The following is a 13,843-nucleotide window of genomic DNA, read 5'->3' as shown; positions in this document are numbered from 1 at the left end:
TTGCCAGCTGGGATCACGCGAACACCTCACACATCCCGATCACCGAGCAATCGACCTGGAACGGCCCGAAAACCACCCCTTCAGTCCTGATCGGCGGATTGCCGGCCAGCATCCCCTGGGCCTTGGCGTTTTCGATGTTGCGGGCGATGTTGTGATTGGCTTCGATGGACCGTGCCACCGAGCCCGCCGAGCCCTGCCCGATCCCCAACAAGGAGGATCCGTTGGTCATGAACGCCAGGAAGGCGATGACCCAAAGTCTGTGCCCTTTCATGCGCCGGCGACTCCTGCGAGTTCAGTCTGATCAACGCTCGCGTTTTGCGCACGGTGTTCAAACTGGATGCCGGGATGAGCGACCTGGATCGGTGCTTCAAAGGTGAATTGCGACTGGGCGCAAAGGCTGACCACCAGCACCAGGGCAAGGTAAAGACCGATCGCCACATAGGCGCCGTGCTTGGCAGAAGTGAGAATTGCGCTGGCCATGATGTTCTCCGCAGGCATGTTTCAATGCCCACAGAATCGATCAAAAAAGCCTGGGTAACCACTCAGGGTTATCCATAGTGACCATCAGCTTCATTGATCATTAAGCCAGACTATTTCAGTCTTCAATAAAACTTATCAAGCGTTCCCGGGCTGCATCCGGTTCACCCGGAACAGGGTCGGCCGCCGACAAAATGGGGGTGGAATAGAGGAAAAGAAGAACCAATGCCAGACGCGTCACCATGCTGCCGATCCTTGCCGTGAGGAGGAGTCAAAAAATCAGCGTCAATTTAAACGTATGGCTATGTGATATCAAGCGCGACATTGATGGCAAACTGATACTGTCGCAAATGCGTTATGCAGGAGCGACATCACTCTGATCGTTTTCGACACTTGGCTTTGAACACCACGGTCTTCGATCATCAGTGACTTCGCTCCTGCATAAAGGCAGGGATGAACTTTCAGGCTTGGGTTTTGTGATCCAGCGCGGCGTAGAAGTTGGCGCTCTGTTGCAGGTATTTCTGGGTGTAGCTCTGGGTGTGGGCTTTTTTATCGCTGATTTCAACGTTGGCACTGGCTGGCAGCGCAACGGTGGCAGAAATGGCGGAAGCGGCGATGACAGAGAAGATGTTGAAGTTCATGGCGGTATTCCTCGGATTCAGTTGGCTTGCTTGCCCGGTGGGGCCGTGAAGCAAACTTAACCCTCGAGGGTTCTTGCCTTGAAATGCTTTGTAGCATTACCGAATATCAGCGTCATTGATAAAAGCAGGCAGGCCCCACGAACCGGGGCCTGCGGCCTATTGACGCAGCAGAAACCCGAGATCGCTCGGGGCATCCATCGGCAGTTTTTGCACGGTTTTACCCAGCAGACCGGTCTTGGCATCGCGTTCGACGACGACAATCTGGTTGCTCTTCTGGTTGGCAATCAACAGGAATTTGCCACTCGGGTCGAGGCTGAACTCCCGTGGATGGTCGCCCTCCACCGCCCGACGCTGCAGCTCGCTGAGGTGACCGCTCGCCGGATCGATGGCAAACACCAGCAGCTGATTGGCCGTGCCACGGTTGCTGACGTAGAGGAACTTGCCGTCGGCAGAGGTATGCAACGCCGCGGCAGCCTTGTCTGAAACGGGTTGCCCGGCGGCCAGATCGACCATCTGCGTCTGCTCAAGCGTGCCATCGTGGTAATCGAACACCGCCACCTGAGCGCTCATCTCCATGGCCAGCCAGGCGTGTTTGCCATCGGCGCTGAACAGCAAGTGGCGCGGCCCGCTGCCGGGCGGCAGTTGCACGAATGCCGGGATCGCTGCGATCAACGGCAGATCCGGGTTGGCCTTGGGGTCGAAGCGGTAGGCAAACACCTTGTCCGCCCCCAGGTCGCAGGCAAACACGTACTTGCCATCTGGAGACGGGATCGCCGAATGCACATGGGCCGAGGCCTGGCGCTCGGGATTGACCCGGCTCGCCGGGTGGCTGCTCATCTGTACCACAGGTTTGAGCTTGCCATCGACCGCCACCGGCACCACCGCGAGGGTGCCACCCGGGTCTTCGGCCACCGAGTAATTGCTGACAAACAAATGGCTGCCATCGGCGCTGAGGCTGGAATGGGTCGGCTCGTTGCCCAGGCTTTGCACCTGACTGATCAGGCTCAACGCATGGGTCTTGGGATCGATCGCGTAACTGCTGACGCGCCCGACCGGATCAGCCTGGCCCGGGCCGTTTTCGTTGACCACGAACAGGTGTCGCTGGTCTTTCGACAGGGTCAACCACGATGGGTTTTCGCTTTTGATGATTTGTAGAGGTTTGGCGTTGATCTGCCCGGTCGCGCTGTCGAAGGCCAGGCGATAGATCCCCTGGCTTTGACCGGCGGTGTATGAGCCGACGAGCAGTTGATAGTCATCTGCGGATGCGGCCTGGACGCCCATCGCGCCGATACTGCCGGCCATCAACAGTGGCCAGAGCTTACTCATCCTCAGGTTCATCGTCATCGTTGTCACCGCTGACGACGTCGCCCAGGCAGACCAAACGGTGTTCACCCGAATCACCGGTGATCAACCAGCTTTGCAGCGAGTTGTCGAAGGTCGCCGCCTGGATCTGCGCCGGGGTGAACTCCCAGTGTTTGGCCGCACGGCCATCCATGCATTCAATGTGCAGGTTATCAAACTCGTCGAGGGCGAATTCGAAGGCATGCAGCCCGTCGATTTCCACCATTCCACAGTGTTCGAGGGCATTGAGCAGGGTATCGGTTGCGGAAGTCATGGCAGTCAATCTTTGAATGGGAAAGTCGCAATGATAGCTCATCGCACCCCATTTCCCTCGGTTGGAATGACCAACCTGTGGGAGCGGGCTTGCTCGCGAAAGAGGAGTGTCAGCCAACAGAGATGTTGAATGATAAACCGCATTCGCGAGCAAGCCCGCTCCCACAGGGATTGTGGTTGCCTGTTACAACGCGTCACGGGATGGCTGGCCATCCACCAGACGCTGGATGCGCAGCGGATTGCCGTTCTTCAGCGCGTCCGGCAGCAAACTGTCCGGATAGTTCTGGAAACACACCGGGCGCAGGAAACGATCGATGGCCAGTGTGCCCACAGACGTGCCTCGCGCATCGGACGTTGCCGGGTAAGGCCCGCCGTGGACCATCGAATCGCAGACTTCCACGCCAGTCGGGTAACCATTGAGCAGGATTCGCCCGACCTTCTGTTCCAGTAATGCCGTCAGCCCGGCGAACTGCTCGAGGTCTTGCGGCTCGCCAATGACGGTGGCGGTCAATTGGCCGTGCAGGCCGTTCAGGGCGGCCACCAGTTGCGCCTGATCCGCGACCTCGACCACCACGGTGGTCGGCCCGAACACTTCCTCTTGCAGGACTTTATCGCCATCGATCAGCAGGCGGACATCGGCCTTGAACAGCTGCGGCTGTGCCTGATTGCCCCGTTGCGGATCGCCGGCCAGGTGTTCAATTCCCGGATGCGCGAGCAGTTTTTGCAAGCCTTGGCCATAGCTGCTCAGGGTTCCAGCATTGAGCATGGTTTGCGCCGGCTGGTCGCCCATCAACCCGGCCACTTGCTGCACAAAGGCACTGAACGACGCCGAGCGAATGCCGATCACCAGACCCGGATTGGTGCAGAACTGCCCGCAGCCCTGCACCACCGAGGCCGTGAGGTCCCGGGCAACCGTGTCGGCCCGCGCCTGCAATGCCTGAGGCAACACGATCACCGGGTTGATGCTCGACATCTCGGCGAACACCGGAATCGGTTGCGCACGTGCCGCAGCCATGACGCACAGGGCTCGACCACCCTTGAGCGAGCCGGTGAACCCCACGGCCTGGATGGCCGGATGCTTGACCAGTGCCTCGCCGACACCCCCGCCGTAGATCATATTGAACACGCCGGCCGGCATACCCGTTTTTTCGGCAGCGCGAATGATCGCATCTGCCACCTGCTCGGCCGTGGCCATGTGGCCGCTATGGGCCTTGAACACCACCGGGCACCCGGCAGCCAGCGCCGAGGCGGTATCGCCGCCGGCGGTGGAGAACGCCAGCGGAAAGTTGCTGGCACCAAACACCGCCGCAGGTCCCAGGCCGATGCGGTACTGACGCAGATCCGGACGCGGCAGGGGCTGACGCTCAGGCAATGCCCGGTCGATTCGCGCGCCGTAGAAATCACCGCGACGCAGCACTTTGGCGAACAGGCGCATCTGCCCGCTGGTACGCCCACGCTCGCCTTGAATCCGGCCTGCGGGCAACGCCGTTTCGCGGCAGACGACAGCGACAAAATCATCAGCGAGGGCGTCCAGTTCATCGGCGATGGCATCGAGAAACTGCGCCCGTCGCTCCGCGCTCAGGCTGCGATAGGCCGGATAGGCGGCCGCTGCTGCGTTGGCCGCCGCATCGACTTCCTGCGGTGTCGCCTGAAAAAAATCGTGGGGCAAGGTCTCGCCGGTGCTGGCATCGACACTCTGCAACTTGACGCTGCCGGCGGCGCTACGTTGGCCGCCGATGTAGTTGTGACCAAGAATCCGGATCATGGGCAAATCCTCAAAGTGTGCCGACAGTGCCGGGTTCGAAAGCCGCCGGGACCGGTGCGATGCCATTGATCAACGGTGCGCCGAATTCAGCCTGGGTGATCTCGAACACATCACCCGGTCGGGTGCGAATGCCGTCGGCAAAGGACAGGGTCGCGGTACCGAAGAAGTGAATGTGCACGTCCCCCGGGCGCAGGAACTGGCTGTACTTGAAATGATGGAATTCCAGGTTGGCGAGGCTGTGGCACATGTTCGCCTCGCCACTGAGGAACTCGTTCTGCCACAGCACTTCGCCGTTGCGCAGGATGCGGCTGGTGCCCGCCAGATGTTGCGGCAGTTCGCCGACCCGCAGTTCCGGGCCGTAGCTGCAGCTACGCAGTTTCGAATGGGCCAGGTACAGGTAGTTCTTGCGCTCCATGACGTGGTCGGAGAACTCGTTGCCCACGGCAAAACCCAGGCGATACGGCTTGCCGTCGTGACCGATCACGTACAGGCCAGCGATCTCCGGCTCTTCACCGGCATCTTCGGCAAACGGCGGCAATGGAAACGGCTGCCCCGGCCTTACGACGATGCTGCCATCGCCTTTGTAAAACCATTCCGGTTGCACGCCGGCTTCATTCGCCGCCGGCTTGCCACCCTCCACGCCCCATTTGAAAATGCGCATGGTGTCGGTCATCGCGGTTTCGTCGCCGCTTTGCTGGTGCATCTTGTCCCGGGCCGACGCGCTGCCCAGATGGGTCAGGCCCGTACCGCTGACCAGCATGTGCGCCGGGTCCGGATGGTCCAGCGGCGGCAGGATGCGCCATTGCGTCTGCAGTTCGGCATAGTCATGGCTGATGCCCAGCCCCAGGCTCTGCACCTGTTGCTCAAGGCTCGCACCCGCCTCGATCGCCGCCAGTGCCAGGTCGCGGACAGTGCGCGCGTCCTGCACTTCACGCACCAGACCGTTGTCGACCACGCCGACACGGCGTTCACCGTTACTCAATTCGAATTGAACCAAATGCATGAATTTTCTCCTGTTAACCCAGAACCTGGGCAAACACGCCCCCCTGTGGGAGCGGGCTTGCCCGCGATGACGGCGGCACATTCAACATTGATGTGCCAGACAGATTGCTATCGCGGGCAAGCCCGCTCCCACAGGGTCCGTGGTGATTAACTGTTCCCTGTCAGGTACGCGACGCCCCACGCGCACTCGCCGCAAACTCATCGACCGGCAACACGTGCTTGCACTCCAGCAAGCGATACACCACACCGGTCAACACCAGCCCGAACACCATCACGCCCGAAAGGAAATACAGGCCCGAAGCCAGGTTGCCGGTGTATTCCTTGAGTGCGCCGATCACGAATGGGCCGAGGTAGCCGCCGAGGTTGCCCACCGAGTTGATCAAGGCTATCCCCGCCGCCGCGCTGGCGCCGGCAAAGAAGCGGCCCGGCAAGGTCCAGAACACCGCCGTGCAGGAGAACAACGCGAATGCCACCAGGCACAGCGCCGCCAGTTGCAGCACCGGCACCGACAGCCAGGCGCTGAGAAACAGGCCAATCGCACCCAGCACGTAAAGCACGGCGAGGTGGCCGTAGCGGTCATTCAAGCGATCGGAACTGCGCGGAATGATCAGCAGGCCGACGATACCGAAGATATACGGCACCGCGGAAACGAAACCGGTCACCAGGTCGCTGCCGCCGAACTGCTTGATCAGTGTCGGCAACCATAAGCCGAGGCCATAGATGCTCAGGGTCACCGGCAAATAGAACAGCGCCAACAGCAGGACGCGCTTGTCCTTGAGGGCGTGCAGCGGATTGCCGTGTCGGGTCTGGCCGTACGCGTCCAGGTCCTTTTTCAGCTCGCCGCTCAGCCAGTCTTTTTCCGTCTGGTCCATCCACTTCACTTGCTGCGGGCCGTCCGGCAACCAGCGCAGCACTGGCCAGGTCAGCAGGATCGCCGGGGTGCCGATGACAATGAACAGCCACTGCCAGCCGTGCAGCCCGAGCACGCCATCCATACCCAGCAGGCCGCCGGACACGGGGCCTGTGATCATCATCGCAATGGGTTGCGAGAGGATGAACAGCCCGAGGATCTTGCCGCGATGGCGCACCGGGAACCATTGGGTGATGTAGTACAGGACGCCTGGGAAGAACCCGGCCTCGGCGGCGCCGAGTAGAAAGCGCATCACATAGAAGCTGTTCGGCCCCTGGACGAAGGCCATGCCGATGGTGATGGCGCCCCATGTAAGCATGATCCGCGCGAACCAGCGCCGTGCGCCGAAGCGGTCGAGCATCAGGTTGCTGGGGATTTCCAGCAGGAAGTAGCCAATGAAGAACAGCCCGGCGCCAAGGCCGTAGGCCGCATCGCCCAGACCGATGTCGGCGCCCATGTGCAGTTTGGCGAAGCCCACTGCGGAGCGGTCCACGTAGGCGATCAGGTACAGCAGGATCAGGAAGGGAATCAGTTTCAACGTGATGCGACGGATAAGCCGCAGTTCCTGGCTCATGAGATCGGTCTCCGATTGTTGTTGTTATGGAACCTCGGGGGACGCCTCTCGCGAAAGATTCGCCAGGGCCATCCCTCCGTTTGAGCGGACTATATAGTAATACTATTTATTCAACAACACTTCCAAACAGAGCAATTTGAGCTTATGTTACGCCTCAGCTCGAACTATATAGTCATACAATAAGAGAACAAATCATGTCTGATAAGAAACCCACCCTGCGCTCCGCCCAATGGTTTGGCACGGCCGACAAGAACGGCTTCATGTACCGCAGCTGGATGAAGAATCAGGGCATCGCCGACCACCAGTTCCATGGCAAGCCGATCATCGGCATCTGTAACACCTGGTCGGAACTGACTCCGTGCAACGCGCATTTCCGCCAGATTGCCGAGCACGTCAAACGCGGCGTGATCGAGGCCGGCGGCTTCCCGGTGGAGTTCCCGGTGTTCTCCAACGGCGAATCCAACCTGCGTCCTACCGCCATGCTCACCCGTAACCTGGCGAGCATGGACGTGGAAGAAGCCATTCGCGGCAACCCGATCGATGGCGTGGTGCTGCTGACCGGTTGCGACAAAACCACCCCGGCACTGCTGATGGGCGCCGCCAGTTGTGACGTGCCGGCCATCGTCGTCACCGGCGGGCCGATGCTCAACGGCAAGCACAAGGGCAAGGACATCGGCTCCGGCACCGTGGTCTGGCAGCTCAGCGAACAGGTCAAGGCCGGCACCATCAGCATCGACGACTTCCTCGCGGCCGAGGGCGGCATGTCCCGCTCGGCCGGCACCTGCAACACCATGGGCACGGCCTCGACCATGGCCTGCATGGCCGAAGCACTCGGCACTTCCCTGCCCCACAACGCCGCGATCCCGGCCGTGGATGCGCGCCGTTATGTGTTGGCCCACATGTCCGGCATGCGTGCCGTGGAGATGGTGCGTGAAGACCTGAAACTGTCGAAGATCCTCACCAGGGAAGCCTTTGAAAACGCCATTCGCGTCAACGCTGCCATCGGTGGTTCGACCAATGCGGTGATCCACCTCAAAGCCATCGCCGGGCGTATTGGCGTGGAGCTGGACCTCGACGATTGGACCCGCATTGGTCGCGGCATGCCGACTATCGTCGACCTGCAACCGTCAGGGCGCTTCCTGATGGAAGAGTTCTATTACGCCGGTGGCTTGCCGGCGGTGCTGCGTCGCCTCGGCGAAGCCAACCTGATCCCGAACCCGAATGCCCTGACCGTCAACGGCAAATCCATCGGCGAGAACACCAGGGATGCGCCGATCTATGGCGAAGACGAAGTGATCCGCACCCTCGACAACCCGATCCGTGCCGACGGCGGCATCTGTGTTTTGCGCGGCAACCTGGCACCGCTGGGCGCCGTGCTCAAGCCGTCCGCCGCCGCGCCGGAACTGATGCAGCATCGCGGCCGTGCGGTGGTGTTCGAGAACTTCGACATGTACAAGGCGCGGATCAACGACCCGGAACTGGACGTGGATGCCAACTCGATCCTGGTGATGAAGAACTGCGGGCCGAAGGGTTATCCGGGCATGGCCGAAGTGGGCAACATGGGTTTGCCAGCCAAGCTGCTGGCCCAGGGTGTAACCGACATGGTGCGCATTTCCGATGCGCGCATGAGCGGCACCGCGTACGGCACTGTTGTCCTCCACGTCGCCCCGGAAGCCGCTGCCGGTGGACCGCTGGCCGCAGTGAAAGAAGGCGACTGGATCGAACTCGATTGCGCCAGCGGCCGTTTGCACCTGGATATTCCGGATGCAGAACTGGCCGCGCGCATGGCCGAACTGCAACCGCCGCAGAACCTGATCGTCGGTGGGTATCGTCAGCTGTACATCGACCATGTGCTGCAAGCGGACCAGGGTTGCGACTTCGACTTCCTGGTCGGTTGTCGCGGGGCTGAAGTGCCGCGCCATTCCCACTGATACCGCCCTCTAATGGGGGAGCGGGCTTGCTCGCGAATACGGTTTATCATTCAACATTTCAGTTGGCTGAGATTCCGCATTCGCGAGCAAGCCCGCTCCCACATTCGATTTTCGTCTGCCTCAAGATTGCGCCGCGCCTGCTATCATGCGCGACACCTCATCGCACAGGATCGCGTGGTTCCCCATGGATTACCGCAAACCCTCCGACCGCAAAAGCATGCACTCGCGCATTGTCCAGGAACTGGGCATGCAGATCGTCTCGGGACGTTTCCTGCCGGACGACAAACTGCCCGCCGAAGCGCAGTTGTGCGAAGAATATGCGGTCAGCCGGCCGGTACTGCGCGAAGCCACCCGAGTATTGGTTGCCAAGGGCCTGGTGTATTCCCGCCCGCGCGTCGGGACCGTGGTCAAGCCGCGCAAGGACTGGCACATGCTCGATCCAGACGTGCTGCACTGGCTGATGCAAAGCAGCCCACAGAATGAGTTTTTCGACCTGCTGACCAGTGTGCGCAGCATCATCGAACCGGCCGCTGCCGCCCTCGCCGCACAATTCGCCACCGAGGCGGACATCGCGTCCATCGGTGAGGCCTACCAACGCATGGAAGCCGCACCGACACCGGAGGCGCTGTTGCAGCCGGACCTGGACTTCCACAGTCGCATCGCCGACGCCACGCACAACGACTTGCTGGCCAACCTGTGCAACATGCTCTCGGTGGCGATTGCCGAAGCCTTGAAGCATTCGAACCAGCGGCCGAACCTGCATGAACTGGCGCTGCCGCGGCACAAGGCGATCCTGACCGCCATCGAAAACCGCGACGCCCTCGGCGCACGGCATGCGACGCTGGTGCAGCTGGATGATGCGCGTAATGCGTTGAATGTCGTATTGGGCACCGATCTTTCATAACGACCAAAGAACCCATGTGGGAGCGGGCTTGCTCGCGAAAGCGGCGTGTCAGTCGACATCAATGGTGACTGTCAGTCCCCTTTCGCGAGCAAGCCCGCTCCCACATTGGACGGTGTGAAATTCGAAGCAAAAAAAAGCCGCAACCTGAGGTTGCGGCTTTTTCATTTCAGCGTGGATCAGTGGGCGAACAACGAATTGCCCTTCTGTCCCGCCAGTTTTTCAGGCTTGATCAGGAACCGCGCCAGTGCCGGCAACAGCCACAGCGCACCGAACATGTTCCACAGCAGCATGAAGGTCAGCATCAGGCCCATGTCGGCCTGGAACTTGATGGCCGAGAAGATCCAGGTGCACACGCCGATGGCCAGGCACAGACCGGTGAACAGCACCGCCTTACCGGTGGACTTCAGCGTCTGGTAGTAGGCTTCTTGCAGCGGCAAACCGGCACGCAGGAAGCTTTCCAGGCGACTGTAGATGTAGATGCCGTAGTCCACGCCAATCCCCACCCCAAGCGCCACGACCGGCAGGGTCGCGACTTTCACACCGATGCCCATGAAGGCCATCAGGGCGTTGCCGAGTACCGAGGTCAGCACCAGCGGCAGCACGATGCACAAGGTCGCCGCCCAGGAGCGGAAGGTGATCATGCACATGACCGCCACACAGATGTACACCAGGATCAGGATGGTCAGCTCGGACTTCTTGATCACTTCGTTGGTGGCCGCCTCGATCCCGGCGTTACCGGCAGCGAGGATGAACTCCAGGCCTTCCTTGTTGTTTTCCTTGGCGAACTCCTGCACCGCAAGCACCGCGCGATCCAGGGTCTCGGCCTTGTGATCGTTGAGGAACACCAGCACCGGCGCCAGGGAGCAACTGTTGTTATACAGGCCATCAGCGCGGGCGATGGAGTTGTTCAGCACATCAGGGTTACGCGACAGGGTTTCCCATTTCAGGTTGCCTTCGTTCATGCCCTTGATCATTTGCTTGGACACGGTCACCAGGGAAATTGCCGACTGCACGCCCTCGGTGTTCTGCATCTTCCACATCAGCTCGTCGATCGGCGCCATGGCTTCGTAGCGCGAGCAGCCTTCGGACTTGGTCTTGACCATCACCACCAGCACATCGGAACTGGTCGAGTAGTTCTTGATGATGAAGTTGTTGTCCTTGTTGTAGCGCGAGTCCGGACGCAGTTCCGGAGCACCCTGGTCGAGGTCGCCGATTTTCAGGTTCTGGCTGTACCAGAGGCCGCCACCAAAGGCGATCAGCGCCAGCAGGATGGAAACCGGCGCGACTTTCGGGCTGGCGAAATTTGCCAGCAGCCGCCAGAACGGATGTTCGCGATGCGCGTCCTTTTTGCTGCGTTCGACGGCGCGCTTGCTGATGCCGACATAGGAAATCGCCACCGGCAACAGGATCAGGTTGGTGAACACGATCACCGCCACACCGATGGATGCGCCGATGGCCAGTTCGCGGATCACCCCGATATCGATGATCAGCAGCGTGATGAAACCCACGGCATCGGCGAGGATCGCGATCATCCCCGGCAGGAACAATTGACGGAAAGTGCGCCGCGCCGCCGTCAGGGCGTTGTCCGCTTCACTGGATTGCAGGGCGATCCCGTTGATCTTCTGCACGCCGTGGGAAATACCGATGGCGAAGATCAGGAACGGCACCAGCATCGAATAGGGGTCGAGCCCGAAGCCGAAGAAGTGCATCAACCCCAGCTGCCAGACCACCGCCACCAGCGTCGTGCTCAACACCGCGACGGTACTGCGCAGGCAATTGGTGAACCACAGCAGGAGGATCAGAGTGATGACGAAGGCGATGCCGAAGAACATCACGACCATCACCAGGCCATCGATCAGGTCACCGACCTTCTTGGCGAAACCGACGATGTGGATCTTCACGTTCGGGTTCTGTGCTTCGAACTTGTTGCGGATCTTGTCTTCAAGTTCGTGGGAGAACTGACGGTAGTCCAGCGCCAGCAGCTTGCCCTGGTCCTGCGGGTCCGGGTAGGACTCCAGCAACGGAATATCGACGATGCTCGACTTGAAATCGTTGGACACCAGGCGCCCGACCTGGCCGGACTTGAGCACGTTGTTGCGCAGCAGATCGAGGCTGGCCTGGGAGCCGTTGTAGCTCTGCGGAATCACCTCACCGCCGGCGAAGCCCTCCTCCGTCACTTCGGTCCAGCGAACGCTGGGGCTCCACAGCGACTTGAGACCGGATCGGTCGACACCGGAGATGTAGAACACCTCGTCGTTGATCTGACGCAGGGTCTCCATGTACTCCTTGGAGAAGATGTCGCCATCGGTGGCTTCCACCGAAATCCGCACCGTGTTGCCCAGGTTCGCCAGATCGTTGCGGTGCTCCATCATCTTCTGGATGAAGGGATGCTCCAGCGGGATCATTTTTTCGAAACTGGTGGACGGCCGGATCAGCGTCGCCTGCCAAAACAGGAAAATACTGACCAGCAGGCAGATGGTGATCACTGCCGGGCGGTTGTTGAAGATCAGGCGCTCAAGAAACGTCGCCTTGTCCTGATGATGAGTGCTCAAGGAAGTCATAGCCCCGCCTTCTTATTATTAACCCGGCTCATTTGCCCGACTCGGTGCCGTTTGGCGAGGTGACGCGAACGCCGCCCTGCCCGGCCAGAACCAGATTGCCATTGCCTGCCGCAGTCACCGCCGAGACCGAAATACGGTCCGGACGGTTGACCACCTTGAAGGTTTCGCCATTGTCACTGCTGCGAATCACCGAGCCACCGTTACCGACGATCACGATGGAACCATCGTCGAGCAGCGTGCCGCCGGACAGCCCGAACTCCAGAGCGCCGCGTTCAGCCTTGAGCTCGACCTGCTCCCAGGTGCTGCCGAAATCCGTGGAGCGATAAAGGTTGCCGCGCAGACCGTAGGCCAGCAGCGTATTGGCTTGTGCTGTGCCGATCACGCCGAAAAGCGAACCTTCGTACGGGCCTTCGAGCTTCTCCCAGGTCTGGCCCCAATCGGCGGAGCGGAACATGCTGCCCTGCTCGCCGACGATGAACAGCCCGGCGTCCTTGACCGCGGCAATCGCGTTCAGGTGGTACTGGTCTTCGTTGTCCAGGCGGTCGCTGGCGTCTTCCCAATGCTTGCCACCGTCGGTGGTTTCCATCAGCGAGCCATAAGCACCCACGGCAAAGCCGCTGTCGACGTCCTTGAACCAGACATCGAGCAGCGGCGATTCGCGTTTCAGATCTTCGAATTGCTTGGTCCAGGTCGCGCCGCCGTCCTCGCTGGCGAGGATCTGCGCGTCATGGCCGACGGCCCAGCCGTGCTTGTCATCGACAAAAAACACCGACGTCAGCAGGGCCCGGGTCGGGACCTTGGCCTGGGCCCAGGTGGCGCCCTGGTCATCGGAATACAGGATGTGCCCACGATCCCCGACCGCCACCAGGCGCTTGCCGGCGTGGACGACATCGAGCATCAGGCTTTTGGCAGCCTTGGCAGATTCAATGGAATAAACAACGTCGGATGCTGGCGCCGCCGCGGCCAGCACTGGTGCCGACAGCATGGCAGAGCCCAACAGCGAGAGCGCTGTAGCCAGCAACGCGAATTTGCGCAGTGCCGGCGGGCGGCAGATACCCACACCCATGACAGGCTCACTCATAGACCTTCCCCCATTATTATTGTTAGGTCGTTCAACCTTTCAGGGCGCCGCAAGGGTGCGTGTCTGGACCGGCTGTTTCAGAGCATAGTCCTGAAACCCGCAATCCAGAGCCCCTTCGGAAGCTGGCTTATCCTATCGGTGTTTTTTAATGTCTGACAATCGACGCCACGTTATCTTTTGTTAACCGGGGGGATGGGGGCTTGTTCTGAATGATTGGGTATCAGGTGGGGTGATTGGGGGGTTGGTGGTTGTGGTCGGTCGTCGGTGTACATATCCGTTGTTGCGGTAACGGCTGCTTGTTCAATCGGTGTACATATCCGTTGCTGCGGTAACGGCTGCTTGTTCAATCGGTGTACATATCCGTTGCTGCGGTAACGGCTGCT

The 13,843-nt window shown here is 60.5% G+C and carries 13 protein-coding genes; 2 read left to right on the top strand and 11 right to left on the bottom strand.

The window, feature by feature from the left end:
* Nucleotides 1-13: 13 nt before the first annotated feature.
* The 9 genes from PMI28_RS14360 to PMI28_RS14395 form a co-directional block, all read right to left on the bottom strand.
* Nucleotides 14-271, bottom strand: coding sequence for a hypothetical protein (locus tag PMI28_RS14360; RefSeq protein ID WP_007987006.1), 258 nt, complete (start codon nt 269-271; stop codon nt 14-16).
* Nucleotides 268-480 carry a hypothetical protein gene (locus PMI28_RS14365; protein ID WP_007987004.1) on the bottom strand — a complete coding sequence of 71 codons (213 nt, stop codon included), beginning with the start codon at nt 478-480 and terminating at the stop codon, nt 268-270. The genes PMI28_RS14360 and PMI28_RS14365 overlap by 4 nt, the downstream gene beginning before the upstream one ends.
* Before the next feature lie 115 nt (nt 481-595).
* Complete coding sequence (locus PMI28_RS31405) at nt 596-721, bottom strand: hypothetical protein (protein ID WP_007987003.1); 126 nt, start codon at nt 719-721, stop codon at nt 596-598.
* 217 nt (nt 722-938) lie between these two features.
* Nucleotides 939-1,118 (bottom strand): hypothetical protein, encoded by a 180-nt coding sequence (locus PMI28_RS14370; protein ID WP_007979950.1) that lies wholly within the window; start codon nt 1,116-1,118, stop codon nt 939-941.
* Between the two features lie 156 nt (nt 1,119-1,274).
* Nucleotides 1,275-2,444 (bottom strand): lactonase family protein, encoded by a 1,170-nt coding sequence (locus PMI28_RS14375; protein ID WP_033063337.1) that lies wholly within the window; start codon nt 2,442-2,444, stop codon nt 1,275-1,277.
* On the bottom strand, nt 2,437-2,775 hold the full coding sequence (locus PMI28_RS14380) for a DUF5629 family protein (RefSeq protein WP_007986999.1): 339 nt from the start codon (nt 2,773-2,775) through the stop codon (nt 2,437-2,439). Before PMI28_RS14380 ends, PMI28_RS14375 begins: the two co-directional genes overlap by 8 nt.
* A gap of 141 nt (nt 2,776-2,916) precedes the next feature.
* A complete protein-coding gene (locus tag PMI28_RS14385; RefSeq protein WP_007986997.1) occupies nt 2,917-4,497 on the bottom strand; it encodes an aldehyde dehydrogenase (NADP(+)) in 1,581 nt (526 codons plus the stop codon).
* A 10-nt stretch (nt 4,498-4,507) separates the two neighbouring features.
* Entirely contained in the window at nt 4,508-5,500 is a 993-nt protein-coding gene (araD1, locus tag PMI28_RS14390; protein WP_007986995.1) for an AraD1 family protein, read from the bottom strand.
* 160 nt (nt 5,501-5,660) lie between these two features.
* Nucleotides 5,661-6,983, bottom strand: coding sequence for an MFS transporter (locus PMI28_RS14395; protein ID WP_007986993.1), 1,323 nt, complete (start codon nt 6,981-6,983; stop codon nt 5,661-5,663).
* 194 nt (nt 6,984-7,177) lie between these two features.
* Here PMI28_RS14395 and PMI28_RS14400 point away from each other — a divergent pair, with 194 nt between their 5' ends.
* Together PMI28_RS14400 and PMI28_RS14405 are read left to right on the top strand one after the other, a co-directional pair.
* Entirely contained in the window at nt 7,178-8,914 is a 1,737-nt protein-coding gene (locus PMI28_RS14400; RefSeq protein WP_007986991.1) for an IlvD/Edd family dehydratase, read from the top strand.
* A gap of 184 nt (nt 8,915-9,098) precedes the next feature.
* Nucleotides 9,099-9,818: a FadR/GntR family transcriptional regulator gene (locus tag PMI28_RS14405; protein WP_007986989.1), complete on the top strand. Its 720-nt coding sequence runs from the start codon at nt 9,099-9,101 to the stop codon at nt 9,816-9,818.
* Nucleotides 9,819-9,994: 176 nt separating this feature from the next.
* Here the strand turns inward: PMI28_RS14405 and PMI28_RS14410 are convergent, their stop codons facing one another.
* Together PMI28_RS14410 and PMI28_RS14415 are read right to left on the bottom strand one after the other, a co-directional pair.
* A complete protein-coding gene (locus PMI28_RS14410; RefSeq protein ID WP_007986987.1) occupies nt 9,995-12,379 on the bottom strand; it encodes an efflux RND transporter permease subunit in 2,385 nt (794 codons plus the stop codon).
* 28 nt (nt 12,380-12,407) lie between these two features.
* Entirely contained in the window at nt 12,408-13,460 is a 1,053-nt protein-coding gene (locus PMI28_RS14415) for a WD40/YVTN/BNR-like repeat-containing protein (RefSeq protein WP_007986985.1), read from the bottom strand.
* Nucleotides 13,461-13,843 lie beyond the last annotated feature (383 nt).

This window comes from Pseudomonas sp. GM48 (assembly GCF_000282335.1).
Classification (GTDB): Bacteria; Pseudomonadota; Gammaproteobacteria; order Pseudomonadales; family Pseudomonadaceae; genus Aquipseudomonas.
The sequence above is the reverse complement of the archived record's forward strand: the minus strand, read 5'-3'. Positions and strand labels throughout refer to the sequence as shown.